Annotated in this window: 25 protein-coding genes; 24 read left to right on the top strand and 1 reads right to left on the bottom strand. The window is 52.0% G+C overall.

What is annotated here, in order from left to right:
* The first annotated feature begins 170 nt into the window (after positions 1 to 170).
* A complete protein-coding gene (gene ppdK / locus B5F25_RS12120) occupies positions 171 to 2,897 on the top strand; it encodes a pyruvate, phosphate dikinase (protein WP_087249845.1) in 2,727 nt (908 codons plus the stop codon).
* A gap of 198 nt (positions 2,898 to 3,095) precedes the next feature.
* The gene (locus tag B5F25_RS12125; protein WP_087249847.1) at positions 3,096 to 4,589 is read left to right on the top strand and encodes a phage integrase SAM-like domain-containing protein; all 1,494 of its coding nucleotides are present in this window, start codon (positions 3,096 to 3,098) and stop codon (positions 4,587 to 4,589) included.
* Between the two features lie 121 nt (positions 4,590 to 4,710).
* Here the strand turns inward: B5F25_RS12125 and B5F25_RS12130 are convergent, their stop codons facing one another.
* Entirely contained in the window at positions 4,711 to 4,917 is a 207-nt protein-coding gene (locus B5F25_RS12130; RefSeq protein WP_087249873.1) for a hypothetical protein, read from the bottom strand.
* A gap of 828 nt (positions 4,918 to 5,745) precedes the next feature.
* On the opposite strand from B5F25_RS12130, the gene B5F25_RS12140 reads away from it, so the two are divergent.
* The 22 genes from B5F25_RS12140 (at position 5,746) to B5F25_RS12245 (ending at position 25,251) form a co-directional block, all read left to right on the top strand.
* The gene (locus B5F25_RS12140) at positions 5,746 to 6,132 is read left to right on the top strand and encodes a plasmid mobilization relaxosome protein MobC (RefSeq protein WP_087249851.1); all 387 of its coding nucleotides are present in this window, start codon (positions 5,746 to 5,748) and stop codon (positions 6,130 to 6,132) included.
* 39 nt (positions 6,133 to 6,171) lie between these two features.
* On the top strand, positions 6,172 to 7,734 hold the full coding sequence (locus B5F25_RS12145; RefSeq protein ID WP_087249853.1) for a relaxase/mobilization nuclease domain-containing protein: 1,563 nt from the start codon (positions 6,172 to 6,174) through the stop codon (positions 7,732 to 7,734).
* A gap of 182 nt (positions 7,735 to 7,916) precedes the next feature.
* Positions 7,917 to 8,627 (top strand): ParA family protein, encoded by a 711-nt coding sequence (locus B5F25_RS12150; RefSeq protein ID WP_087249874.1) that lies wholly within the window; start codon positions 7,917 to 7,919, stop codon positions 8,625 to 8,627.
* Positions 8,628 to 8,637: 10 nt separating this feature from the next.
* On the top strand, positions 8,638 to 9,000 hold the full coding sequence (locus tag B5F25_RS12155) for a hypothetical protein (protein WP_087249855.1): 363 nt from the start codon (positions 8,638 to 8,640) through the stop codon (positions 8,998 to 9,000).
* Entirely contained in the window at positions 8,993 to 9,580 is a 588-nt protein-coding gene (locus B5F25_RS12160) for a MarR family transcriptional regulator (protein ID WP_206423549.1), read from the top strand. The genes B5F25_RS12155 and B5F25_RS12160 overlap by 8 nt, the downstream gene beginning before the upstream one ends.
* Positions 9,581 to 9,582: 2 nt before the next feature.
* A complete protein-coding gene (locus tag B5F25_RS12165; RefSeq protein ID WP_087249858.1) occupies positions 9,583 to 9,975 on the top strand; it encodes a hypothetical protein in 393 nt (130 codons plus the stop codon).
* 68 nt (positions 9,976 to 10,043) lie between these two features.
* A complete protein-coding gene (locus B5F25_RS12170) occupies positions 10,044 to 10,400 on the top strand; it encodes a DUF4134 domain-containing protein (RefSeq protein WP_087207590.1) in 357 nt (118 codons plus the stop codon).
* Positions 10,401 to 10,403: 3 nt separating this feature from the next.
* Positions 10,404 to 10,703, top strand: a complete 300-nt coding sequence (locus B5F25_RS12175; protein ID WP_087249860.1) for a DUF4133 domain-containing protein — start codon at positions 10,404 to 10,406, stop codon at positions 10,701 to 10,703.
* Positions 10,704 to 10,728: 25 nt separating this feature from the next.
* Positions 10,729 to 13,569 carry a TraG family conjugative transposon ATPase gene (locus tag B5F25_RS12180; protein WP_087249862.1) on the top strand — a complete coding sequence of 947 codons (2,841 nt, stop codon included), beginning with the start codon at positions 10,729 to 10,731 and terminating at the stop codon, positions 13,567 to 13,569.
* A complete protein-coding gene (locus B5F25_RS12185; RefSeq protein ID WP_087249863.1) occupies positions 13,557 to 14,297 on the top strand; it encodes a hypothetical protein in 741 nt (246 codons plus the stop codon). The genes B5F25_RS12180 and B5F25_RS12185 overlap by 13 nt, the downstream gene beginning before the upstream one ends.
* Positions 14,298 to 14,371: 74 nt before the next feature.
* The gene (locus B5F25_RS12190) at positions 14,372 to 15,037 is read left to right on the top strand and encodes a hypothetical protein (RefSeq protein WP_087249876.1); all 666 of its coding nucleotides are present in this window, start codon (positions 14,372 to 14,374) and stop codon (positions 15,035 to 15,037) included.
* Positions 15,027 to 15,704, top strand: coding sequence for a DUF5045 domain-containing protein (locus B5F25_RS12195; protein ID WP_087207501.1), 678 nt, complete (start codon positions 15,027 to 15,029; stop codon positions 15,702 to 15,704). Before B5F25_RS12190 ends, B5F25_RS12195 begins: the two co-directional genes overlap by 11 nt.
* Positions 15,705 to 15,740: 36 nt before the next feature.
* Positions 15,741 to 16,859, top strand: coding sequence for a hypothetical protein (locus tag B5F25_RS12200; protein WP_087207503.1), 1,119 nt, complete (start codon positions 15,741 to 15,743; stop codon positions 16,857 to 16,859).
* 18 nt (positions 16,860 to 16,877) lie between these two features.
* Complete coding sequence (traK, locus tag B5F25_RS12205; protein WP_087249864.1) at positions 16,878 to 17,474, top strand: conjugative transposon protein TraK; 597 nt, start codon at positions 16,878 to 16,880, stop codon at positions 17,472 to 17,474.
* Between the two features lie 13 nt (positions 17,475 to 17,487).
* Positions 17,488 to 17,982, top strand: a complete 495-nt coding sequence (locus B5F25_RS12210) for a hypothetical protein (RefSeq protein WP_087249865.1) — start codon at positions 17,488 to 17,490, stop codon at positions 17,980 to 17,982.
* Positions 17,975 to 19,189: a conjugative transposon protein TraM gene (locus B5F25_RS12215; protein ID WP_087249866.1), complete on the top strand. Its 1,215-nt coding sequence runs from the start codon at positions 17,975 to 17,977 to the stop codon at positions 19,187 to 19,189. The genes B5F25_RS12210 and B5F25_RS12215 overlap by 8 nt, the downstream gene beginning before the upstream one ends.
* A gap of 34 nt (positions 19,190 to 19,223) precedes the next feature.
* Positions 19,224 to 20,108 (top strand): conjugative transposon protein TraN, encoded by an 885-nt coding sequence (gene traN / locus B5F25_RS12220; RefSeq protein ID WP_087249877.1) that lies wholly within the window; start codon positions 19,224 to 19,226, stop codon positions 20,106 to 20,108.
* Positions 20,108 to 20,572, top strand: coding sequence for a hypothetical protein (locus tag B5F25_RS12225; protein ID WP_087249867.1), 465 nt, complete (start codon positions 20,108 to 20,110; stop codon positions 20,570 to 20,572). The genes traN and B5F25_RS12225 overlap by 1 nt, the downstream gene beginning before the upstream one ends.
* A gap of 24 nt (positions 20,573 to 20,596) precedes the next feature.
* The gene (locus B5F25_RS12230) at positions 20,597 to 22,906 is read left to right on the top strand and encodes a type IV secretory system conjugative DNA transfer family protein (protein ID WP_087249868.1); all 2,310 of its coding nucleotides are present in this window, start codon (positions 20,597 to 20,599) and stop codon (positions 22,904 to 22,906) included.
* Between the two features lie 46 nt (positions 22,907 to 22,952).
* Entirely contained in the window at positions 22,953 to 23,660 is a 708-nt protein-coding gene (locus B5F25_RS12235) for a TraX family protein (protein ID WP_087249869.1), read from the top strand.
* 62 nt (positions 23,661 to 23,722) lie between these two features.
* Complete coding sequence (locus tag B5F25_RS12240) at positions 23,723 to 24,511, top strand: HNH endonuclease (protein WP_087249870.1); 789 nt, start codon at positions 23,723 to 23,725, stop codon at positions 24,509 to 24,511.
* On the top strand, positions 24,493 to 25,251 hold the full coding sequence (locus B5F25_RS12245; protein ID WP_087249871.1) for an endonuclease: 759 nt from the start codon (positions 24,493 to 24,495) through the stop codon (positions 25,249 to 25,251). The genes B5F25_RS12240 and B5F25_RS12245 overlap by 19 nt, the downstream gene beginning before the upstream one ends.
* Positions 25,252 to 25,600 lie beyond the last annotated feature (349 nt).

The following is a 25,600-nucleotide window of genomic DNA, read 5'->3' on the forward strand; positions in this document are numbered from 1 at the left end:
AGCCAATCATAATGGTATGAAAAAGCCTGAGAGCCGCTTTTGGCAAGTCTGTTTGTCAAAACATGCCCAAAAACACCTTATTTGTATTTGATATGTTGCAAATTTTCCATAGCTTTGCAGACACTCTACTTATGAGAAACATAATAACCTAATAAATCTTACCAAAAGAAATGGAAACAAAAAGAGTTTACACCTTCGGAAACGGACATGCCGAAGGAAAGGCAGACATGAGAAACCTGCTGGGCGGTAAAGGCGCTAACCTTGCTGAAATGAACCTGATTGGCGTACCTGTTCCTCCCGGTTTCACCATTACTACAGAAGTTTGTAACGAATATTTCGAAAAAGGTAAAGACGATGTAGTAGCTCTGTTGAAAGATGACGTCGAAAAGTCTATTGCGGGAGTCGAAACACTCATGAAATCAAAGTTCGGTGATGTAGAAAATCCGTTGCTCGTATCTGTACGTTCGGGTGCACGCGCGTCTATGCCAGGCATGATGGACACTATCCTGAACTTGGGGCTGAATGACGAAGTGGTTGCCGGATTGGCACGCAAGACAGGCAACGAACGTTTCGCATGGGATTCATACCGCCGTTTCGTGCAGATGTATGGCGATGTTGTATTGGGCATGAAGCCTGCCAATAAAGATGATATCGACCCGTTCGAGGCGATTATCGAAGACGTGAAGAAAAAGAAAGGGGTCCGCTTGGACAATGAACTGGAAGTGGACGACCTGAAAGAACTGGTAAAACGCTTCAAGGAAGCTGTTAAGACTCAAACCGGTAAAGAATTCCCTGCCAATGCTTACGAACAATTGTGGGGAGCTATCTGTGCCGTATTTGATTCGTGGATGAACGAACGTGCTATCCTTTACCGGAAAATGGAAGGCATACCGGCTGAATGGGGTACTGCCGTAAACGTACAGGCAATGGTATTCGGAAACATGGGCGACACGTCTGCTACCGGCGTTTGCTTCTCTCGTGATGCCGCTACAGGCGAAGACCTCTTCAACGGTGAATACCTGATTAACGCCCAAGGCGAAGACGTAGTGGCAGGTATCCGCACGCCGCAACAGATTACTAAAATCGGTTCTCAACGCTGGGCGCAACTGCAAGGCATTTCAGAAGAAGAACGTGCCAGCAAATATCCTTCGATGGAAGAGGCCATGCCGGAAATCTATAAAGAACTTGACGAGCTGCAGACCAAACTGGAAAACCACTATCATGACATGCAGGATATGGAATTCACAGTACAGGAAGGAAAACTTTGGTTCTTGCAGACCCGTAACGGAAAGCGTACAGGTGCTGCCATGGTGCGTATCGCCATGGAGATGCTGGAACAGGGCTTAATCGATGAAAAGACAGCTGTCTTGCGTTGCGAACCGAATAAGTTGGATGAACTGCTTCACCCTGTATTCGATAAAGAAGAACTCCGTAACGCTAAGGTCTTGACTCGCGGACTTCCCGCTTCTCCGGGTGCTGCTACAGGTCAAATTGTATTCTTTGCAGAAGATGCGGCTAAATGGCGTGCCGATGGTCATCGGGTGGTGATGGTACGTATCGAAACTTCTCCCGAAGACTTGGCTGGAATGACCGTTGCTGAAGGTATCTTGACCGCACGTGGCGGTATGACTTCACATGCTGCCGTAGTGGCTCGCGGTATGGGTAAATGCTGTGTGTCGGGTGCAGGAGCTATCAATGTAGACTATAAAGCCCGCACGGTAGAAATCGATGGCGTCGTGCTGAAAGAAGGTGACTATATTTCCTTGAACGGTAGTACAGGCGAAGTTTATCAGGGCGAGGTGCCTACCAAGGCAGCTGAAGTATCAGGAAACTTTGCAAAACTGATGGACTTGTGTAACAAATATACCCGCTTGCAGGTACGTACCAATGCCGATACTCCCCACGATGCGGAAGTAGCCCGTAAGTTTGGTGCCGTAGGTATCGGACTTTGCCGTACGGAACACATGTTCTTTGACAATCAGAAGATTATCGCTATGCGTGAAATGATTCTGGCACCGGATGAAGAAGGACGCAAGAAGGCACTTGCTAAGTTGTTGCCTTACCAGAAGAATGACTTCAAGGGCATATTCAAAGCAATGGACGGTTATCCTGTAAATGTACGTTTGCTCGACCCGCCTTTGCATGAATTCGTTCCGCACGACCAGAAAGGCCAAGAGGAAATGGCGAAAGCGATGGGTGTTACGGTAGATTATATCCACCAGCGTGTAGAAAGCCTGTGCGAGCACAACCCGATGTTAGGTCATCGCGGATGCCGTTTGGGAAATACTTATCCCGAAATTACCGAAATGCAGACGGAGGCTATTTTGGGTGCCGCTTGTGAGCTGAAGAAAGAAGGTTACGACCCGCATCCTGAAATCATGGTTCCGTTGATTGGTATCTTGTACGAATTCGAAGCACAGGAAAACATCATCCGCGCTACGGCTAAAAGAGTTTTCGAACAAGAAGGTATAGAAGTTCCGTTCAAGGTAGGTACGATGATTGAAATTCCACGTGCGGCTCTGACCGCTAACCGCATCGCTTCGCATGCTGAATATTTCTCATTTGGAACGAATGACTTGACGCAGATGACATTTGGCTATTCGCGCGATGATATCGCTTCCTTCTTACCGGTTTATTTAGAGAAGAAGATTCTGAAAGTAGACCCGTTCCAGGTACTTGACCAAAACGGTGTAGGCCAGCTTATCCAAATGGCAGTAGAGAAAGGCCGTTCAGTACGTCCTGATTTGAAATGCGGTATCTGTGGCGAACATGGAGGCGAGCCTTCATCAGTGAAGTTCTGCGACAAAGTAGGATTAAACTATGTCAGCTGTTCTCCATTTCGCGTGCCTATCGCACGTTTGGCTGCGGCGCAGGCAGCGGTAGAGGACACTCTCTAAAAATATCTTAGGCATTGATTTAGGCTGTAATGTCCTGTATGACAGGCGTTACAGCCTAAACTGTTTTTATACGGTTCGTTCATTTGACCGCATAAATTGAGCCAAATAAACGGCTCTTGCATACAAATTACATACGAAATTCTGATGCTGCGCATACAAAAGGACATACAAAAGTAATTCATTACAAACCAACAATTTATGGCAACATTTAAAGCAATCGTAAGGTACAAGAGAGCCGATGGCTTCTACCAAGTCTATATTCGTGTCGTTCACCGCTCAAAAATGGGATATATAAAGACAGACAAGTTTATCACCGATAAGCAACTTACCAAAGCTGGTGAAATTAAGGATGCGGTAGTGAATGAATTTTGTTCGCGTGAAATATTACGCTACTCTGATATGATTAATCGTCATGAGGTATCAAACTATTCAGTCTCTGAGTTGATAGAATTTCTTCAGCACTCGGATGGTGATGTAAACTTTAGTGAGTTCGCAGCTAATTTCATTGCTCAAATGATAAATGGTGGTCATGCTCGAAATGCAAAAAATTATCAGCTTGCCGTTAATCATCTTGAGCGATATTTGGGAACGACACAAATTATGTTCAGCACACTTACCTCTGTTGTTTTGAAAAAATGGATAGACAGTCTGGCAAAAACAAACCGAGCCAAAGAAATGTATCCTACTTGTGTGAGACAGATTTTCAAAAAAGCCATTATCGAGTTAAACGATGAAGAACGTGGCATCATGCGTATAAAATTCAACCCTTGGCTGAAAATAAAGATTCCAAAATCAGATAGCACAGTGCAAAGGGCAATCAGTGCGGAAGCTTGTCGTGAGTTCTTCAACCGCCCGCTTCCAAAAACAAAGATGCTGTCTCCCCTTCCGGAGCTTGGCCGGGATGTGGCTCTTCTTTCGTTGTGCATTGGTGGCATCAATACCGTTGACCTTTACGAACTCAAAAAGAAGGACTACAACAATGGCATTATCGGCTATAAAAGAGCCAAGACCCGCAACAGCCGGAAAGACGAGGCATACATGGAAATGCGTATCGAACCATTTATCCAGTCCACTTTTGAGAAGTATTTGTCCGGCGAGGATGATGAATACCTGTTCGTATTCCACAGCCGTTACAGCAACTCCGACAGTTTCAATGCCAACGTGAATATCGGAATACGCAAAATATGCGCCGACATGGGGATGAAAAAGGAGGACTACTACTGTTATTACACGTTCCGGCACACGTGGGCGACCATCGCCCAAAATGACTGTGATGCCAACCTTTATGAAGTGGCGTTCGGTATGAACCACAGCCACGGGCTGAATGTCACCCGTGGCTATGTCAAGATAGACTTCACCCCGGCATGGAGGCTGAATGCCAAGGTCATCGACTTCATCTTTTTCAGTGACGAGAAGAGCAAGCAAGGCAAAGCGCGTGACATTGAGGCTCCGGCAGACAAGCTGTTCCGCATATCCAAGAAGATGATGATTCGCGGACGGGCCTATTTCAAAGGAAAGGTGCTTTCCGAATTTACAGACATCGGTTTCAGCAATGTTGACCAAGTGATTGCCAAGCTGGCAAACAAGCTTCCGAGCGACATACCGACCGGATGCACCGTTCAGTTCCGTATCACCAACTGCGATACCCAAAAGGAGGTTGTCTATGAGAGAAGCAAAGGAAAAGGATTTTAGCCCGTTTGTCGGTTAGACCAAACACCTGACATGAGGGAAAAACACCTTTCCATCCGAATACAGCACGAAGCCGTACCTGTCCGTTCGAGACAGGTGCGGCTTTGCTGTTTCGCTCCCATCCTTAATCTGGCGGACGGTTGGCACAACACCGTCCCAAGAAGATACCGACCAACAGCAACAGCCCCTTCCATAAAAGAACGCATACCTTCTTAACCAACCATCCGGCAAACCGCAGCACGTTCCTTGCCAGCCATAATACCAACCGCAGCAGCAGTGAAAGCACGATGATGACCGGCACCAGGTATATTATCAGTAACAGTTCAAACATATACTCAAATTTATATGAAACCATAAGCCAAACGAGGCTATTTTCCACCATAAATATACTAAAAATCAGTGAGATATGAAAGTATTTCGGTAACTATTTTCTAACAAAACCGCTGATTGTCAGACGATTTCCATTGTGCTTCCATATCAAGATACTACCATATCCACAGCTTGTGATATACGAGTGACGAGTTCTTATATTCCCAAAATCCGAGGTTGTCTGGTGTATATAAACCGTGTTATTCAGACCTGATGAATGATGGCAAACAAATGTCATAGTCATCTTTGTCCCGGTCAGCCATTACACTATTGCATCATACTGGAATACCAAGCTCATTACCAGTCTGAGAAACGAATGTCCGTGTTTCCTCTTCCCTCTTGTTATCAGGCAAGCAGATAAAGTTCCCGACAATTTACAGATGGATGAACCGACATAACCGTCCATCTGAAACCAATCCACTCCTCATTTCATATCCCGAAATTCCACGCAATCGAAAAGCATCATACACATATACCAAAGCAAATCCCTCTGACATACCCAATAACCGGATGTTCCCGATACCCCGGTCAAAATGATACGTTCCTTGAAGAATAGTGTTGTGCATTTTGCACGGATGCCCCTTTCCACGGTAATTTTGACGCAAAAAAGACCCCGGGATGGCATTGCCCTGCGTTGCAGGATTTTCCAAGCAAGTTGTACTTTTGTGGCCACAAAACTCCGTTTGTTCCCCCAAAAGTGACTTGCCGGATGCCCTGCACCGGAGCGGCACCGCCGCTGTTTCGCCCTGCGAAATGAGGTAAGACAATCCCGGCCATCAAGAACCGAAGTATGAAGGAACAAAGGAACAAGTACATCAAGGTAAGGATGACTCCGGAGGAAATCCGGGCGTTCAAGGAGAAAGCGGCTGATTACAAGACCGTAAGTCATTACGTGCGCAAGGCACTCGAAGAGTATTCAAACGTAAGCGTCAAGCAGCAGCTTGAACTCATGCAGGAACTTAGTTCGTTCTACCGGAGATACCAGGGCGAATTGTCCCATATAGGCGGAAATCTCAACCAGACGGTAAAGCGTACCAACGAGCTGGCGGTTGCAGGGTTGCTGCCCCCAAGCTATATCCGGGAAGTTCTGTTTCCGGTTATCCGGGACACACAAGAATCCGTCAACGGGATAAAAAGACAACTTGACATCCTCACATCAAGAATAAACAAGCCTTAGAAACGTACATATCACCAACCAAGATAACACCACCCCAAGATGATAGCGACCATATTACCCGGAAGCGCGGACTTCCATGCCGTAGGTTACAACGAACACAAGGTATCGAAAGGGCTTGCCCGGCTCATCGAGATGCGGAACTTCGGGACAATCGGTCTGGCAGGCAGACCCACCACGGAGGAGCTTATCGGCTACCTCAAAAAATACAGTTCCACCAACAGCCGCATCCGGAAACCGCAGTTCCATGTGGCCGTCAGCTGCAAAGGCCGTGAGATGACGGAATCCGAACTGCTGGATTTCGCGCACCGATACCTCAAGGAAATGGGATATGCCGAACCCGGACAACCTTGGCTCATCTACGCCCACCATGACACCGACAACACCCACCTGCACATCATCACCTCGCGTGTCGCCCCCGACGGCAGGAAGATAGCCTATAGTCACGAGCGCAGGCGTTCCCAGGAAGTCATAGACAGGATTCTCGGCACGGACAGGCAAAAGAAGATTGCCGACGACATGGACGCGGCCAGGCAATATACCTTCTCCTCTTTCGCCCAGTTCAAGGCAATCATGGTTTCTATGGGATATGAGGTATATAAGAAAGATGAAAACGTATTTATCAAGCATGGCGGCAAGGTGCAGCGGCAAATTCCGTTGGCCGAAGTCGAACAGCTTTTCAAAAGCGGCTATAGGGAACGCGCCCGTTGCCGCCAGCTACGGAGCATCCTCAAAAAATACCGGGACGTGAGCGGCGGCAAGGAAGAGCTGCAGAAAGAGCTGAAGGAGAAGTTCGGCATCGACCTCGTGTTCTTCGGCAGGAAGGATGCGCCCTACGGCTACATGATTGTCGACCACGCCCACCGTACCGTCATCAACGGGGCAAGGGTGCTGGCCACGGAACAGCTTCTGGACTTCGCCACCCCGGAACAACGCTTCGCACGCATAGAGGACTACATAGACCGGCTGCTCACCCTCAACCCGAAAATCACGCAGGGCGAGATTTTCCAGAAGCTGAGGAAGCAGCGTGCCTATATCAAGAAAGGCGTCATCCACTTTGACGGACAGACACGCCCGTTAAAGCCGTTCATGGCGGAAGCCATCGACCGGAACAACCGCATCCGTTTCATCGAGATGTTCCACCCGGCCACAGAAGCTGAACGCGATCTGCTCTGCAAAATCTTCAAGGTGAACCGTCCTGATCTGGTGGACCTGTCAGGCGAAAGGCCGCAGTCCCATACGGATGCCGTCAGCCGCCTGCATGAAATCTTCAATGACGAGAACGTCTTTTCCGTGAAAAGTGCCCTTCATGAGGAAGGCTTCATCATCCGCGAGGAAGCGGGCGCGGCATATGCCGTCAACTTTTTTAAAAGTCACATCGTGATAGACCTTGCGGCGGAAGGGCTTGACACGGAACGGCTGAAACCCCGGCCACGGAAGCAGCAGTCCCGACAATCGGATTCATACGGGAGACACATCAAGCCAATCCGTCTGCACGGACTGAAGGATTCCGGTGCCGGAAGCCATGCCGAAAAGCGTGAGTGGGAAGTCGGCGGCAAGGGCGGCTACGAGGACATTGACGACGGACGCAACCTCAAACGGTAGCCAAGCAGTCAAAAACGGAGACGTCCTTTTGTCACCTGTTTGGCCGCATAAGCCGTCATATTTTTTAAGTTGTCGCATAAAATACTTCGGTCAGGTTGACCTGAAGCACAAAAGTGTTGTGCATTTCGTCACCGTTCTGTCCGGTGCATACTTTTGCACCGAACCAAACGACCGTGGACAAAATGATACAGACACCCGTCATCGTGACATTCGCCAACCAGAAAGGGGGAGTCGGCAAGACGACCCTCTGCGCCACCTTCGCCAACTACCTTGTGACGAAGGGCGTGCGTGCCGTGGTCATCGACTGCGATTTCCAGCACTCCATCATGAAGTGCCGCAAGGCCGACATCAAGAAATACGGCGAAGAAGCCGTACCCTACGACGTGATGGCCTACGAGGCCAACGACAAGCAGGCCATGACCGTGCTCATGGAGAAGCTGCACAATGACCCCAGCATAGACGTGGTGCTCATGGACTCGCCCGGCAGCCTGAAGGCGGAAGGACTGATACCCATGTTCGTTAACTCGGACATCATCGTCGTGCCGTTCCATTACGACCTGGTGACCGTCCCCTCCACCGCGAGCTTCCTCATGTTCATTGACCGTCTGCGCAAGGCCGTGGGCGGACAGATGAAAGCCCGGCTCTTCATCGTCCCCAACCTTTATGACGGACGGGTGGGCAAACGCTCCGAGCTGGAACTGTGGGAGAACACGGGGAAGACCTTCGCCAACTACGGGCTGGTGACGGACAAGATTCCCAAGCGGGCCGACATGGAACGTTTCAGCACGGTGGCGGAACTGGATATGCAGGCCGGCATCGTCAGTCCGGTGTTCGACAAAATATACGCCGGAATTTTCGTTGACGGCACCCCCAAAGACATAAACCATCAATGACCATAGCGTAATGAACAAGGAATTACAAATAGACGACCTCACCAGAGGCATCAATGACGACGAACCTGCATTCAAGGGAGAAGGACAAGCGGAGCAAGGCACCGCACATCCCGGTGACAAGTGCTGGCAGGACTTCATGGCCTACCTTGAAGCGCCGACGGACGGGAACGGCAAGGCAGACCGTCTGGTATGCAAACTCGACCGCGACCTGGCCGACTCGCTTGACGACTGCGACATCCGTGGCCGCTGCCGTTCCGACCTCGTGAACGCCATCGTCCGCTCGTTCTTCGAGAACCACCTGTCCCTACTGGCGCAATACCGCCGCGAGAAAAAATCATTGTTCAACAACTATAATCCTGAATCCCATGCGTAGAATCAACTGGACAGAAGCCATGCTCTCCCGGCTTGCCGAGCTTTACCCCGTGGAGACCACCGCCCGCACCGCCTCCGTACTTCGGATAGGCGTGACGGCAGTGAAGGCGAAAGCCCGCGAACTCGGACTGGAAAAGCTGGCCAAGAGCCGGTGGCTGGACCGTGCCGGACACATCAGCCGCCACTTCGACAACCGTTCCTACGCGGAGATGGCCTGCGACCTGGGCATCAGCCGCACCACAGTAAGCCGCATGTCCTGCAAGCTGGGACTGACCCGGAGCAGGGCAGAGGGTTATGCGATGTCGTCCCGTGTACGCCGCGAGATGGTACGCCGCGAACGGCGCAGGGCAATTTTCGGGCTTGATCCGCTCACACGCCTCAAAGTCATCTCACACCGCGCCAAGGTCAGGATTCGCTCCCGGCTGAAAGCCAACGGATACATCACCGGCGTACACAGGAACATACTGTACTTCACCGAAGCCACATGCCGGAAAGCCCGGCTGGAAGCCAAGGCCACTAGACTTGGACTATCCTTCCTGCCTTTTCCCGAAGACAATACACCATTATCCAATGCCATATAGCCATGCAGTACGGACAAATCGTTTTTATCCTTTTCGTGGCAATGGCCTGCTATTACGCCTTCCTCATCTTCACGGACATCAGGAAAGCGCAGGCGGCCCGGAACGCGGAAAAGGAGAACCATACGGAAGAAGAGATAGACATATCGGACGAGGCAAGGAGCTTCCGTCCGACCAGAGTCAGCAGGGACGAGGAGAAGAAAGAAGAAGCGGTTAACCACGGGCAATCCGAACCAGACCCTCGACAAGGAAAAGACTTCCGCCGCCCCGGCTACCGTGAGGCCATCATGACCGACGGCATCCTTGTGGACGACCTCATCCATGAAATCGACAGGCTGGCGGAAACCGGCACAAGCGACCTCGGCCTTGTCATATACACCTGCGAGAACGCAAGGTGAGCAAATACACGTTCCTTTAGCGACTCCTGTTCCTTTGGCGATGAAACAACCTTTTAATGATTAAAGAAATGCAGACACTAAAAAGAAAATGCCTACGCGCATTCGTCCGTTTCAAACAGTCAGCGTTCGCCCGGAAGGGCACGCTCGCCCTCGTGGCGCTCACCCTCGCCGCCGGCGATGCAATGGCCGGAAGCAAGGGAGCGGCAGGCTTCACCAAGGCCACGCAGGAAGTAAGCTCCTACCAGACTCCCGTCTCCAACCTCATGAAAGCCATTGCGGCGGTCATCGTTCTTGTAGGTGCGTTCAATGTCTATTTCAAGATGCAGAACGGCGACCAGGACGTCAAGAAGACCATCATGCTGACCATCGGCGGTTGTATCGCGTTCATCGCATTATCAGAGGCCTTGCCACTCTTTTTCACGTAAATCATGGAAGAGAATAAGAGTAATCAAGATGGTTTTCCCGTGTTCAAGGGACTCCAGAAGCCGTTGGAGTTCATGGGCATCCGCGGCCGCTTCCTCACACTGGCGGCGGTAGCCATAGGCGTGTCCTTCGTGGGATTCATCGTCTTCTCCATCGCCCTTGGGAAACTTGCCGGATTCATCGCCATGCTGGTGATGGCCGCCGCAGGGCTGGCCACCATCTTCGTCAAGCAGCGCGGCGGACTGCACAGCAAGAAACGGGCGAAGGGCATCTACATCTATAAGAACATCCGAAAAACGAATTGAAAAACCAACAAACAGAAAGCAACCGATGGCACAGAACAGGAAACGGGCATTCGAGGGGCTTTACGCCCAGCTGGAAGAGACGGACGGCCATGCCGTCCTCTTTTCCGCCAGAGGCGAGTCTTCGGTCATATTCGAGATGGCCAACCCCGTGCAGCAGCTATGCACGGACGCGGAGCAGTACCTGCGGTTCCAGGACGTGCTCTCCAACCTCGTGCAGACGCTCGGTGAGGGCTACGCCTTGCAGAAGCAGGACATCTTCTGCAAACAGGCCTACCACCACGACGTGCCGGAGGATGCGGAGTTCCTGACGCAGAGCTATTTCCGCTACTTTGAGGGAAGGGAGTTCACCGAGATACGCACATACCTTGTCATCACCCAGGAGGCGCAGCGCGGCCAGTTCGTGCAGTACGACCCGAAGATGTGGGCGGAGTTCCATGCCAAGGTAAGCAAGGCGGAGGACATCCTGAGCGAGAAGCACATCCGCCACAGGCGGCTGACAAAGGACGAAGTTGACGAATACTGCCACCGTTTCATGGCTTTCCGCTTCCGCCACGGCCCGTTCTCCATGACCAACTTCAAGGCTTCGGACGAGTACCTGAAGGTGGGCGGCCGCGTGGTGCGCTCCTATCCGCTGGTGGACATCGACGAGATAAACCTGCCCTCACGCATCAGGCCGTACACGCAGGCTTCCGTCAACGGATATCCCATCGCCACCGACCTTTTCTCGTTCCTGACAAGCGTTCCACATGCGGACTGCGTGGTGTACAACCAGGTGGTGCAGATACCAGGCCAACGGAAGCTTCTCCGCAAATTGCAGGCCAAGGCCAAACGGCACGGCTCCATGCCCGACCCGAGTAACCGTATAGCCAAGGCCGACATTGAGGAGGTCTTGGAAAAACTTGCCGTGGACAGCTCCCTGCTGGTCTACGCCAACTTCAACATCCTGGTGAGCTGCCCGGCGGACAAGGTCACTCCTGTCACTTCCTACCTGGAGACCAAGCTGTACGGGTGCGGCATCATGCCCTCGCGCACGGCCTACAACCAGCTGGAGCTGTTCACCGACAGCTTCCCCGGCAACGCCTACGCTTTCAATCCCGACTACGACCTGTTCCTCACCCTGTCGGACGCCGCCCTGTGCTTCTTCTTCAAGGAGCACCTGAAGGAATCGGAGGACACGCCCCTGACCACATATTACACCGACCGGCAGGGACTACCCGTCTGCATCGACATCACCGGCAAGGAGGGCAAGGTGAAGATGACCGACAACGCCAATTTCTTCTGCATCGGGCCTTCGGGAAGCGGCAAGTCGTTTCATATGAACTCAGTCGTCCGCCAGTTGTTGGAACAGCAGACGGATGTGGTCATGGTGGACACGGGCGACTCCTACGAGGGCATCTGCGGCTACTACGGCGGCACGTACATCTCCTATTCCAAGGAGAAGCCCATCTCCATGAATCCCTTCAAGGTCACGGAGGAGGAATACAGGCTGAACTTCGGCGAGAAGAAGAACTTCCTCAAATCGCTGGTGTTCCTCATTTTCAAGGGCAACGCTTTTCCCAGCAAAATTGAGGACATGATAGTCAACCAGACCATCGTGGAGTATTACGACGCCTATTTCCACCCATTCGAGAAATTCACGGAGAAGCAGCGTGCGGAGTTGCGGCAGAAGCTCCTTGTAGACTCCAAGATGGATGACGACTACGAGAAGTACAACCACGAGATGGAAGACATCGACCGCCTGATAAACGCCAATGACCAGCCGGAAGTGCCGGAACGCCGCGCCCTGCTACTCCCCTCGGAAGTCAGGCGCATGAAGCTCGTCCGCCAGTGCCGTTCGCTCATGGCCCTCATATGCGACAAGGCCGCCTCGGAGTCTGAAAGGGAACACGCCGCACATATCGTGGAGAAATACCGCAAGGAGCTGTACGAGAACACCATGCTCGTCAAGATTGACAGGCAAATAGACCGCATGGAGGAGCAGAAGCGCAGGCTGAAAGTCAGGGAACTGTCCTTCAACTCCTACTACGAGTTCGCCGTGGAGCGCATCCCGCAAATCACTTCCCTGGAGAAAATAACATTCGACATACATAACTTCGCCGCCATCCTCAAGCAGTTCTACCGGGGCGGCGAGCTGGAAATGACGCTGAACGCCGACCTGGACGTGGACCTCTTCAACGAGCGTTTCATCGTCTTCGAAATCGACAAGATAAAAGATGACCCCGTGCTTTTCCCCATCGTGGTGCTCATCATCATGGACGTGTTCCTCCAGAAAATGCGCATCAAGAAGGGGCGAAAGGCCCTGATTATCGAAGAGGCGTGGAAGGCAATCGCCTCGCCCACGATGGCGGAGTACATCAAGTACCTGTACAAAACCGTCCGTAAGTTCCACGGCATCGCCGGGGTGGTCACGCAGGAGCTGAACGACGTGATAGACTCGCCCATCGTGAAGGAGGCCATCATCAACAACTCCGACGTGAAGATACTGCTCGACCAGTCCAAGTTCAAGGACAGGTACGAACAGATAGCCGCCATATTGGGCCTGACGCCCGTGCAGCGGCAGCAGATATTCACCATCAACGCGCTTGACAACCACGAGGGGCGCAGCTACTTCAAGGAGGTGTGGATATGCCGTGGACAGCACTCCGACGTCTACGGCGTGGAGGAAGCCCCCGAATGTTACTGGGCCTACACCACCGAGCGGACGGAAAAAGAGGCGTTGAAAACATACCTGCGGCACTACGGCACGGTGCAGGAGGCCATCACGCGCATCGAGGCCGACCGTAAAAAAGCGGGCAGCCCCAAGTACCTGGAGTTCGCCAGAGAAGTCAACCAACATCAAAAAGTAATGTCATTATGGGAAAGCTGAAAAACATATTGTTAGGAACATTCCTGTTTGCCGCGTCCGCCCCCACGTTTGCCGGATGGCGCATCGTCATAGACCGTAACTGCATCGCAACGGTGGGCGCCAACCTGGCCTCGCAGAAGCTCATCGAGGGGCAGCACAACCAACGGCTGGACTCCATCGCCTCCAAGAAGCAGAAGGTGGAACTCTACACCGTGAGCATGGCCACCATCAAGGAGCTGTACAAGCTCTCGATGGAAAACATCTCCGGTTTCGGTACGGAGAGTCTTTACTACAAGGAAATCGGAAGTTGCGCCTTCGATATCCTCAAAGACGTGCCGGAACTTATTGAAACGGTGGGCAGGGCGAAGTTTACGAACAAGCTGCTTTGCCTCAATGAACTCGGCAACCTCGTAGCCGAGACCCAACAACTGGTGGGCGACTTCGTGAACATCGTGAACAACGCCAGGGTGCAGAACCCGCTCAAAGGGGAAGCCACGGCGGAGAGGAAAAGCGACGGGTACAACCTGCTCGACCGCTACGAGCGGCTGACCCTGGCCAATCGCATATATACTGACCTTACGAAGATACGCTACAAGGTGGAGGGAATGATGCTCATGGCACAGTATGCCACAGCGGACGACCTCTTCTTTGCCATCGACCCGGAGGGCTGGGCAAACGTGGTGACCATGAAGAACCGTGTCGGTAGCCTTGTCCAGTCATGGAACGGGCTTGTAGCTTCCAATTACTGAACCAGACAACAAGAGCCATGGACTATAATATAAAAGGTATAGGAAATTACAGGGCGTTTTTTGTTGCCGCCTTTATGGCAATCGCCGTCCTGTCGCTTCCCGTCAGGGTATCGGCCGGAGTCATCCCCAAAGACCTCCCGACCATCGAGGCCCTGATTGCCTTGCACAAGGCCGTCAAGAAGGACGAGGACAAGGCCATGCAGCGTGTGGCCGCCAGCTTCGGCGAGCAGTCGCTCCTCACCAAGGGGGCCGGCAAGTTCAACGACGTGCGCACCACCCTGAACACCAAGCTGGACAATGCCCATTCCTACTTAGTGCTGGCAGGCGCCATCTCTTCCACGGCCAACGCACTGTACCGGTTGGTGAAGGAATACAAGGACTTCACCTCCAACACGTTCGGCCATGTCAGCAAGAAGCCCTTCGTGGCGTGGTACTATGCCGACGCCAACCTGGCCATATCGAGGGAAGTGAAGCACTGCTACAAGCTTTATGCGTCGGTGGCCGCTTCCGGCATCAACCTGATGAAGGCTTCCATGGACGAGAAGCTGAACCTGGTGATGACGCTGAAAACCACCATCGACAGGGCGAGGTACATCATCGACAACGCGAACCTGTACTGCTACTTCATTACCGACTGCGGATGGAAGCCGGATTACATCTGGGAGATACTGAACTCCGAGGTCAAGGACGAGATAGCGAAAACGATAATAGACAAATGGAACAAAGGATATGAAAGTTAAAGAGGCCATATTATTGCTGTGTGTAGTCTTCGCCCCGGTTGTGGCGGAAGCACAAGTGCCCGTCCGTGACAACGAGAAGAAGAAACAGTGGCAGTCCATGGAGAACGGGCCGTGGGACTTCGCGCCCGACTGGTACTATTATTTCCTGCACAAGGGTTACTCCGGCGCGGAAATGTATTGGAAATGGGCGGGCTTCAAGTCCGGCTTCCGTGTCCGCTTCAAGGAATCCAAGTCGAACATCAAACGCATCATGCCCACACGGGTCATATCCGAGGAGACCCAGCGGCAGAAGCTGGAGAAGGTGGAGGAAGAACGCAAATATGTGGAAGAGCTGTACAAGGAGGAGCTTGTCCGGGAGGCCGACCGCGCCGTTGACCTGGTCTATCCGGCCTACAAGGACGAGTTCAACCGGATGCAGGACTGCATCACCGACGGCCTGCTCTATTGCATGACGAAAAGCGGCGGAAAGTTGAAGCCGCAGGTGGACGAACTGGGCAGGCAGAATGAAATCCTTTGCGCAGGTATTGCCTATATCCGCAAGACGGGCGTGGGCTACGGACTGGAGAACGCCAAGCGGCAGCAAGCCTACGAAGAAGCCAAAGGAAAGATGGAGGCACTCGTGAAACAGACCGCCAACCTCTGCGCCGTGGCCGCCACACATTATTAGAATTAAAATGTATTACATGAAGATAAGAATACGATTATGCAACTGTCTGCTGTTTTATTGACCATAGGCCTTCCGGCCATCGACGAGAGCCTGGACAAGCTCCTTGTCGCCATGGAGACGTTCCCCAACGTGGCCGTGCTGGGCGACGCGGTGGGACTGGCCCGTATCATCGGGCTGCTGCTCGCCCTCTGCGTGGGTTCCTACGAGTGCTGGATGATGATGCTCGGACGGCGCGGCATGGACGTAATGAAGCTCCTCCGCATCGTCGGCATCTCCATCTGCATCTCTTCCTCCTCGTGGATATGTGACGCCCTGCAGGTGCCCGGCAAGGGACTTGAAAGCGCGAGCAAGGCGATGGCGCAGGCCAAGAACAAGGAGGTGGCCGCCTTCGAGCTGAAGGTGGCTCAAAAACAAAGCGAGTACCTTGACCGGCTGCGCACCGTACAGGATTCCATCGCAACCGCGCAGCAGGTGGCCGCCATCGGACAGGACGCCGCATGGTGGGACAAACTCATCTACAACGTGGAGAACCTTGGCAACACCATCAACAACTACGCCCAACGGGCGGTGGTGGCCACGGAGACCAAGGTCAGCGAATGGATAAACGATGTCATCCGCTTCGTGGGAGAGCTGATTTTCCAGATGTCCTACTACGGCATCCTCGTGGCGCAGCGCATCTTCATGGCCATCATGATGATATTCTGCCCCATCATGTTCGCCCTGTCCCTCGCCCCGCCGTGGAACTCGGCGTGGAGCCAGTGGATGTCCAAGTTCCTTTCCCTCTCGCTGTGGGGATTCGTGACCTACATGTGCCTGTACTACGTTGACTTCATCCTGCTTTATAACCTGCAACAGGATTTGGTGGCCTACGAGCACCTGCTTCACGGTTCGGTCAACTCATGGTCGCAGATAGGCGCGTTGGGGCTGCAGGGCATCGGCTCCAACTGCATGTACGCCATGGGAATGCTGGTCGGCGCGTACATTATACGTTTCGTTCCGGAAGTGGCCTCGTGGCTCATCCCCGGCGGCGTAAGTTCGGGCGCGGCCACGGCGGCAGGCTCCACGGCGACGGGCATCGCTTCCATGGCAGGAGGCGCGGCCGGTTCGGTGGCCGGGGGCGCGATTTCCATGGTCAAGCCCAAATCAGGAAGATAAACCTAATATTTCAAGAATATGCTCATAGAATCACTGGCACAGAAAACAAGGCTCGCCATGATAACGGTGCTGGCCACCATAGGCGGTTGCGCCGTCATCTGCGGTTTCACCGTATGGTGCTGCCTTTCCTTGGTGAACAAGGAAAGGGACCAGATATACATATTGGATGGCAACATCCCGTTCCTCGCCGAGCGCGCGCAGCTGGAGGCCAATTTCACGATGGAGGCCAAGGCGCACATCCAGCTCTTCCATCAGTATTTCTTCAACCTGCCGCCCGACAACGACTACATCAAGTGGACACTCGGCAAGGCCATGTACATGGCGGACGGCACGGCGTTGAAACAGAAGCAGGCGATGGACGAGAACGGCTTTTACTCCGACATCATCTCCTCGTCGGCGGTCTGCACCGTCATGTGCGACTCCATCGACTTCGACGAACAGGAACGGAAGTTCACCTACTACGGTACGCAGCTCATCAAGCGGCGCACCCGTGACCTGAAGCGTTCTTTGGTCACGACCGGATATGTCGAGTCCGTGCCAAGGACGCGGAACAATCCCCACGGGCTGCTGATTACCAACTGGAGGACGCTTGAAAACAAGGATTTGGACTACTAAATGCGATTTGGATATGAGAATCAGAAAGAAACTTCGGGAAAGCAGGCTAAGGACGCACCTGCAAATCCGCGCATGGCTGCAACCCAAACTGGGAAAGGCCGGGGAAAGACTCCGGTTGGCCGGTCGTATCCGTCTGGCGAACATCTGGGCCCGGAAGCATCCGAAAAGGACTTTTGCCTGTGTTACGGGAACATTGTCGCTCTTGCTGGTATGCTCCCTTGTCATGAACAATAGCAAGCCGGACGGGACGGACAACGCACACGGCATCGGCGCCATTGCCAGCATGGAACCCCTGTTCCAAGGCTTCCGCACCATACAGTCGAACAAAGGCCTGCACCGTGCCACGATACAGGAGCTGGCGGACAGCGGACGGGCCATCCGACGGGAACTTGACTCCCTGATAGCCATGCCTCGGAAAACGCACGGTGACTCCCTGCGGATTGTCAGGCAGTACAGGCGGCTGGAGAACATTGTAAAATTCATCAATAACAACGGAGAACATGATTAAAGTCAATTTCAAACAACCCAAGTACATCTTCCCGGCGGTCATCTTCATACCGCTGTGCGCCCTGGTGTATTTCGTGATGCAGACTTTTGGGGGCGGCGGAGAGCCGGAACAGGCCGTGGCCACCGACCGCATCAACACGGAACTGCCCGAAGCACACGCCGAGGAAGCCGGGGACAAAATGTACGAGATGTCGCGCCGCTTCGGCGACGAGGACGCCTTTACCGCCGTGGGAGGCATTGGCGAGGAAAAGGAGGAGAAAGAGGAGCCGGGACACGGCTACAGCGAGGAGGAACTGGACGAGCTGGACGCAGCGGAAGCGGAGCGAATCCGGCAGCAGCAGGAAATGGAGGAACTGGAACGCTCGCTGGCGGAGTCCAGGCGGCACATCAATTCATACGCCTATGGCAACAATGCACCTTCGGACCGTCCGTCTGATGGAAGCAGTGGCATGGGCTACACTTCGCAGGACGACTTCGCCCGTGACCTTGAGGAAATCCAGCGCCGCAGCTACGAGAGGCAGAAGGCCATCGGGCGCGGCCTTGGGTTCGGCGACCCGGAAGCGGAAGAGGCGGCCAAAAGGCAGCGTGCCGACTCGCTGGCGAGAATCCGCAAGGAAGAGGCGGAACGAAACCGCCCGAACCTTGTCATCAAGTCTGCCGACACCAATGCGGACAAGTTCCATACGGTGGCCGCTCCCGACGGTACGGCGGAAGCCAGGCTGATACGCGCCATGATAGACCAGACCACCAAGGCCAAGGAAGGCACGCGCCTGCGCTTCAAGCTGCTTGACGACGTGACGGTGAGCGGCACCAAGTTGAGGAAAGGTACTTACCTCTACGGCACGGTGACGGGATTCTCCAGCCAGCGCGTGAAGGCTACCATCACCAGCATACTTGCCGGGGACAAGTTCATCAAGGTCAAGCTGTCCGTATTCGACAACGACGGCATGGAGGGCTTCTACGTGCCCGAATCCTCGTTCCGCGATTTCGTGAAGGACGCTAGCTCCAACGTGGTGCAGCAGGACATCAACATCGAGTCCGACGGCGGCTACGGCTCCGGCATATCCGGCGAGGCCATTGCCTTGCAGGCCCTGCAGAACATGTACAACTCCGCCACTTCCGCCCTGTCGTCCAACATACGGAAGAACAAGGCGAAAATCAAGTACAACACCATCGTCTACCTCATCAACTCGGACGATGCAAGGTGAACATGATTTGAAAAACAAATACATACTTACTTATATGAAAGCAAGAACCATCTTACTGACTTTGCTCTGCGCCGTGGGCATGACCGCCTACGCCAACGAGAAAATCTATGTCAACCGGGACGTGACCACGCACATCGTCATGCCCGAACCCATCAAGCTGGTGGACATCTCCACCCCAAAGATTGCAGGCAACCAATGCACGGACAACATCGTCCGCATCAAGCCGTACCACGATGAGGGCGATTCCATACGGTCCGGCGGCTACACGGAGAACGAGCTGCTGGGCACCATCACGCTCATCGGGGAAAGACACATCGCGCAATATGACGTCCTTTATACCGAAGAGCCAGGACAGGCGGCCGCCATCTTCGAGGTGCCGTACACTCACACGCAGTCCTACATCAACCCTGAAGTCACCATGCCCATGTCCGAGATGGCACGCTATGCGTGGGCGGTGTACGGCAGCAGGCGCAAGTACAACCAGATCGTGACGAGGGCGCACGGGATGAAGGCCACGGTCAACAACATCTACGCCGTCGGGGATTACTTCTTCATCGACTTTTCGCTGCGCAACAAAACGAAGATTCCCTACGACATCGAGGAAATCCGCGTGAAGCTCACGGACAAGAAGGAAACCAAGGCGACCAACTCGCAGACCATTGAGCTGTCGCCCGTGTTCACGCTCAACTCCACGAGGAAGTTCAGGAAGGACTACCGCAACGTGATGGTGCTGCCCAAGCTGACCTTCCCCGACGAGAAGGTGTTGCGCATTGAAATATCCGAGAACCAGATCAGCGGACGGGTCATCGTGCTGACCCTCGAATACGAGGACATCCTCCATGCGGACGGCTTCGATGCCGACATCCTGAAGGACGCTGCCTACTATCCTTATTACTACATCTCTTATTCTGACAAATGATGAAGAAGTTTCTGATTACCTTATGCTGTGCGGCCGTTTCCATTGGCGCATCCGCACAGGACGGCAAGCTGGCGGTAAACGCCGGCTTCCTGTTCCCGTCCACCCTGAACGCAACAATCGGCTACGAGCGTCCGTTGTCATACGGGAATGCCGTGGAACTGTACGGCGAGGCCGGCACCCATTGGCAGGAAAAGGATTTCTGGAAAGGCTACTATTGGGACGGCGGCATCGTCTACAAGCACCGGCTGGTGCGCTATAAGAACGGTATGCTGCGTTTCCGCTTCGGCCCGCAGTTCGGCGCGGTGCAAAAACGGTTCTTCATCGGATTGGAGGGAGGGTTTGAATACAGCTATGTGTTCCGTAACGGCTGGGAGTTCGCCCTGATACAGAAGAACAACGTGAACTTCCTGCACGGCGACACGTTCCGCAACGGGTTGTTGCTTGGAGTGAAGATACCTTTTTAACCACTTGTAAACAAAACAGAAGGCATGGCATTTGAAGAGACAAGGGAACAGCAGCAGATGTACAACTACTTCCGCAGCTGCATATACATCTTCCTAATCATAGAGATTGTGATGAACCTGCCCGTCACAGCGGACAACCGTGTCACGCAGTTCATTCTCGACCTGTTGGGGCGTTTCAAGGTGTTCAACACCGTATCGGGCTGCAAGGTGGCGGAGCTGGTGTGCATCTGCATCGTCTGCATAGGGACGAAAGCGAAGAAGGCGTTGAAGTTCAACGTGCGCACGATGGTGGTCTATCCCGTGCTGGCCGGGCTTACCCTTGTCGGGCTGTGCTTCGTGTTCCACGGGATGTATTTCGGCGTCAGCTGGTTCGGCTTCCCTGCCAACCGCATCCTCTACGCCATCTGCTCGGTTGTCGGCACCATGCTGGTGCATCAAGGGCTGGACGGCATCGCCAAGTATTACAACAACAAGGTGGGCGAAGACCGCTTCAACTTCGAGAACGAGTCGTTCCAGCAGTCGGAGAATCTTGTCGCCAATGACTACTCGGTGAACATCCCTATGATATATTATTGGAAGCGGAAGATGCACAGGGGATGGATAAACATCATCAACCCCTTCCGTGGGACAATCGTGTTGGGAACGCCCGGTTCGGGCAAGTCCTTCGGTGTCATTGACCCGTTCATCCGGCAGCACGCAGCCAAGGGCTTCGCTATGATGGTGTACGACTTCAAGTACCCCACGTTGGCGAAGACGCTCTTCTACCAGTTCTGTAAGAACAGGAAGGCCGGCAGGCTGCCTGCCAACTGCGGATTCCGCACCATCAACTTTACCGACGTGGAGTATTCCGACCGCATCAACCCCATTCAGCGGAAGTATATCCCCGACCTTGCGGCGGCGTCGGAAACGGCGGCTACCCTGCTGGCATCGCTCAACAAGGGCGGCGGCGAGAAGAAAGGCGGTTCGGAGGCGTTCTTCACCAACTCGGCGGAGAACTTCCTCGCGGCTATCATCTACTTCTTCGTCAACTTCCACCCCGTGGGCTTCAAGGACGGCAGGAAGCTCAGGCGCTTCATCCTACACGAGGGAAAGAAGCTGGAAATCGTCATCAGGAATTGGGACGACTTCAACGCCATTGACAAGGACGGGAATGTGGTGCTGGATTTCGTGGACGAGAAGGGCAACGATGTTTCCACAGACGAAGATAGGATGTTCGTGGACTTGAACGGTTACAGCTATAAAGACCGCACAGGGAAACTGATACGTATCGACCGCTGCTGGTATGAGGACAAGGACGGCAACGAGGTGGAGCCGGACACTGTCACGGGGGAATATTCGGACATGCCGCACGTGCTCTCTTTTCTGGGCAGGCCATACGACCAGGTGTTTAACATCCTGATGCAGGACGACAAGATTGCTTCTCTCATGGCACCGTTCAAGAGTGCCTATGAGAACAAGGCCAACGACCAGCTGGAAGGCATGGTGGGAACGTTGCGTGTCAATGCGGCAAGGCTCGTGTCGCCGGAGGCCTATTGGGTGTTCACCGGGGACGACTTCGACCTGAAGATTTCCGACAGGGAACATCCGAGCTACCTCGTGATAGCCAACGACCCGGAGAAGGAGCAGGTCATCGGCTCGCTCAACGCCCTTGTGCTGAACCGTCTGATAACCCGTGTGAACTCCAAGGGGAACATCCCGGTGAGCATCATCGTGGACGAGCTGCCCACGCTGTACTTCCACAAGATAGACCGCCTTATCGGCACGGCGCGGAGCAACAAGGTGGCCGTGACATTAGGTTTTCAGGAACTTCCGCAACTGGAGGCGGACTACGGCAAGGTGGGTATGCAGAAAATCATTACTACGTGCGGCAACATCTTCATGGGGGCTGCCCGTAACAAGGAGACGCTGGAATGGGCGCAGAACGACGTGTTCGGCAAGGCCAAGCAGACCTCGCGCTCCATATCCATCAACGACCAGAAGGTGTCCACCACCATATCAGAGAAGATGGACTACCTCGTTCCGGCGGCGAAGATAGCGGACATGGCCACCGGATGGCTGGCCGGACAGGCGGCGCGCGACTTCACCGCCACGGACGAGAGTATGTTGGAGAAGTTCGACATCGAACAGTCGGAGGAGTTCAAGACCACCAAGTATTTCTGCAAGACGCACTTCGACATGAAGAAGATTAAGGACGAGGAGGAACACTACGTGCCGCTGCCCAAAATCTACGAGTTCAAGAACGACAGGGAGAAGGAAATTCTGCTCAACCGCAATTTCAAACGGGTTAATCAGGAGGTAGAGGATATGGTCAAGGAACTGCTTGGAATGAGCTAAGTGATTGTCTAACTGTTTCTGATAACATATTGAAAGATAATGATATATGAATATTGGTTCGACTTCCTATCTGCCTGAACCGCTTCCTTTGTTGAGCGGAAGCGCATTGAAAATCATCGCCGTGGTTTCCATGGTTATTGACCATTACGCATATTATCTTATGGATGGCAATACAATGGCTTATGAGGTGATGCGGTGCTTCGGGCGTATCGCCTTCCCCGTGTTCGCTTTCCTGGTTGCGGAAGGTTTCGCCCATACGCGGAACAGGATGCGGTACTTCCTTTCCCTCATGTTGTTCGCAGTCGTCAGCGAAGTGCCGTGGTATCTGTTGAACGGTGCGGACGGCACGCACAACGTGATGTTCACGCTGGCCTTGGGAGTGGCGGCATTGGCCGCATTCGAGAGGCTTTGGGAACATCGCATTCTATGCTGTCTTTCCATACTGCTGACAGCATGGTTGGCGGCATGGTTGGAAACGGACTACGAATGGAGGGGTGTACTGCTAATTGTGGTGTTCTATCTGTTAGGATTTGGCAAGGGTAAATTCGTCACTTTGCACAGGATGATGCAACTGCCGTTTGCCTTTCCGCTGATGATGCGCTACGGCATAACCGGTGCGCTGCTTGCGTGTGCGGTCATCTTCCTATATGACGGAACAAGGGGCTTCATACACGGGAATGTGGCAAAATATGGATTTTATGTTTTTTATCCTGCACATTTACTGCTTTTTTTTGCTTGTCAGTCAATGTTTTAAGGCTATGACAAAATGATTCTAAAAAATTAGCTACCTTTGCAATAAATCTTTGCTAAGTCTTTATGACGAAGCTGTTTAATGCTAACAACCAATTTATTGAATATATGAAAATATCATTGGTATCGGATAAGAATCAGATTATTGCAAATATCAAGACCATTGAAAAGTATTTGATGGGTGATTCAGACAATGATTTTGACATAATGGCTAAACATATAAGTCATGGACGGGTGTTCATCGCATATAAAATTGATGGTGATTTCCATTTTGCACCAAGTAGATTCATTGGCTACGCCAACAATACATTAGAACGGCACAAACAAAATCTTGACAAACACGGAACTATAACGACACAGCAAATTACCCGTATTCTAGGACATTCCAATATATATTCACAAGAACTGGAAGATGCCTATAAGACTTATTGTTTTTGGTTAGGCAAACAGCCATCTAAGAATAATAGAAGTTATTGGTGTTTGGAGGACGAAATTCCATGGGAATCTGTTAATAGCCACTTTTTTGAGGGAGGTAGGAAATTAGTGACCCATATGAAAATAGAACGTAACAGCAAAGTCGTTGCTGAAGCCAAATCTATATTCAAAAGGAATCATAATAACGAGTTGTATTGTGAAATATGCGGATTCAATTTTAAGTCTGTTTATGGTGAAATTGGTAAAGATTTCATAGAAGCTCATCATAAAATTGGATTAGCAACAACAGATGGTGAACACAAAATTGAGCCTTCCGACTTCTTAATGGCCTGTTCCAATTGCCATTCTATGCTGCACAGGGCTAATATATCAATCAATGAATTAAAATCAATTATAAAGGGATGTTCACACAAAAAGTAATAGAAGAATTGCAATCTTATGTTTATGCATTGGTAGACCCAAGAAATGACCATATCTTCTACATCGGAAAGGGCAAGGGGAACAGAGTATTCCAACATGCAGAAAATGCTCTTCAAGAGAATATTGACGGTCACAATCTTAAACTTGAAACAATTCGTTCCATTCATCAGGACGGCTTAAAAGTTAAGCATTATATTATCAGGCATAAATTGTCAGATGAAACCGCTTTTTTGGTGGAGTCTGTACTTATAGATATGCTGTCATACACTAAATTCAACAAGGAGAACCTGCTCACAAACATTACGAGTGGTCACCATCAATGGGACGAGGGTATAAAAACCACAGAAGAATTGTGCTTATTATATGATTGCCCAAAGATAACCCTCCAAGAAGGTGAATTGCTACTTCTTGTGAGTCTTAATAAAAGTTATGACCAATCTAAATCAACGGGCATTTATAAGCGAGCTAACGATTATGAATCAACCCGTAAATATTGGCCGATAAGCAAATCTATGATTACAAAAATCACCTATGTACTAGGTGTGTATAAGGGTATTGTAAGAACAGTATATAAACCAACAAAATGGTTGCCTTACAAGTGTGCAGATGATGGAACACAATTCAAAAAAATACGTTATGGATTTGAAGGGATTCCTGTTCCTGACTCACTCTACTTAAACACTGATGTATCAGAATATCCATTTGGTAGCGGAAGTTCGATAAGATACATAACAAAATGATATAAGTAATCATTCCTATTTAGTTTATACTATCGACGTATCTGTCATTCTGAGCGAAGCCAGTAGGGCGTAGTCGAAGAATCTCACTACATGCACTGCCCAAGGGAATCGTGTCTTTCGGGAGATGTTTCGACTTCGCTTCGCACCCCCTCTTACCTCCCCCGTTTGTCGGGGGAGAACAATGCTCAACATGACAGGCACACATCATATAAATTAATTTTCAACATCTACTTATTATAATAGTCCGTTAAAAAATCAACATATCGGCTAAGCGGCTTCTGCCACTATGCCAAATAGTTCTTTGATAAGTTTAGTATTAAAAGTTCTGTTCGGTTTCAGACCGGACTTG

Source organism: Bacteroides sp. An19 (genome assembly GCF_002160215.1).
Classification (GTDB): Bacteria; Bacteroidota; Bacteroidia; order Bacteroidales; family Bacteroidaceae; genus Phocaeicola; species Phocaeicola intestinalis.

Bases quoted from the DNA above. Each gene is read 5' to 3' on its own strand.
- ppdK (WP_087249845.1), top strand. From the start codon at position 171: ATGGAAACAAAAAGAGTTTACACCTTCGGAAACGGACATGCCGAAGGA.
- B5F25_RS12125 (WP_087249847.1), top strand. From the start codon at position 3,096: ATGGCAACATTTAAAGCAATCGTAAGGTACAAGAGAGCCGATGGCTTC.
- B5F25_RS12130 (WP_087249873.1), bottom strand. From the start codon at position 4,917: ATGTTTGAACTGTTACTGATAATATACCTGGTGCCGGTCATCATCGTG.
- B5F25_RS12140 (WP_087249851.1), top strand. From the start codon at position 5,746: ATGAAGGAACAAAGGAACAAGTACATCAAGGTAAGGATGACTCCGGAG.
- B5F25_RS12145 (WP_087249853.1), top strand. From the start codon at position 6,172: ATGATAGCGACCATATTACCCGGAAGCGCGGACTTCCATGCCGTAGGT.
- B5F25_RS12150 (WP_087249874.1), top strand. From the start codon at position 7,917: ATGATACAGACACCCGTCATCGTGACATTCGCCAACCAGAAAGGGGGA.
- B5F25_RS12155 (WP_087249855.1), top strand. From the start codon at position 8,638: ATGAACAAGGAATTACAAATAGACGACCTCACCAGAGGCATCAATGAC.
- B5F25_RS12160 (WP_206423549.1), top strand. From the start codon at position 8,993: ATGCGTAGAATCAACTGGACAGAAGCCATGCTCTCCCGGCTTGCCGAG.
- B5F25_RS12165 (WP_087249858.1), top strand. From the start codon at position 9,583: ATGCAGTACGGACAAATCGTTTTTATCCTTTTCGTGGCAATGGCCTGC.
- B5F25_RS12170 (WP_087207590.1), top strand. From the start codon at position 10,044: ATGCAGACACTAAAAAGAAAATGCCTACGCGCATTCGTCCGTTTCAAA.
- B5F25_RS12175 (WP_087249860.1), top strand. From the start codon at position 10,404: ATGGAAGAGAATAAGAGTAATCAAGATGGTTTTCCCGTGTTCAAGGGA.
- B5F25_RS12180 (WP_087249862.1), top strand. From the start codon at position 10,729: ATGGCACAGAACAGGAAACGGGCATTCGAGGGGCTTTACGCCCAGCTG.
- B5F25_RS12185 (WP_087249863.1), top strand. From the start codon at position 13,557: ATGGGAAAGCTGAAAAACATATTGTTAGGAACATTCCTGTTTGCCGCG.
- B5F25_RS12190 (WP_087249876.1), top strand. From the start codon at position 14,372: ATGGCAATCGCCGTCCTGTCGCTTCCCGTCAGGGTATCGGCCGGAGTC.
- B5F25_RS12195 (WP_087207501.1), top strand. From the start codon at position 15,027: ATGAAAGTTAAAGAGGCCATATTATTGCTGTGTGTAGTCTTCGCCCCG.
- B5F25_RS12200 (WP_087207503.1), top strand. From the start codon at position 15,741: ATGCAACTGTCTGCTGTTTTATTGACCATAGGCCTTCCGGCCATCGAC.
- traK (WP_087249864.1), top strand. From the start codon at position 16,878: ATGCTCATAGAATCACTGGCACAGAAAACAAGGCTCGCCATGATAACG.
- B5F25_RS12210 (WP_087249865.1), top strand. From the start codon at position 17,488: ATGAGAATCAGAAAGAAACTTCGGGAAAGCAGGCTAAGGACGCACCTG.
- B5F25_RS12215 (WP_087249866.1), top strand. From the start codon at position 17,975: ATGATTAAAGTCAATTTCAAACAACCCAAGTACATCTTCCCGGCGGTC.
- traN (WP_087249877.1), top strand. From the start codon at position 19,224: ATGAAAGCAAGAACCATCTTACTGACTTTGCTCTGCGCCGTGGGCATG.
- B5F25_RS12225 (WP_087249867.1), top strand. From the start codon at position 20,108: ATGAAGAAGTTTCTGATTACCTTATGCTGTGCGGCCGTTTCCATTGGC.
- B5F25_RS12230 (WP_087249868.1), top strand. From the start codon at position 20,597: ATGGCATTTGAAGAGACAAGGGAACAGCAGCAGATGTACAACTACTTC.
- B5F25_RS12235 (WP_087249869.1), top strand. From the start codon at position 22,953: ATGAATATTGGTTCGACTTCCTATCTGCCTGAACCGCTTCCTTTGTTG.
- B5F25_RS12240 (WP_087249870.1), top strand. From the start codon at position 23,723: ATGACGAAGCTGTTTAATGCTAACAACCAATTTATTGAATATATGAAA.
- B5F25_RS12245 (WP_087249871.1), top strand. From the start codon at position 24,493: ATGTTCACACAAAAAGTAATAGAAGAATTGCAATCTTATGTTTATGCA.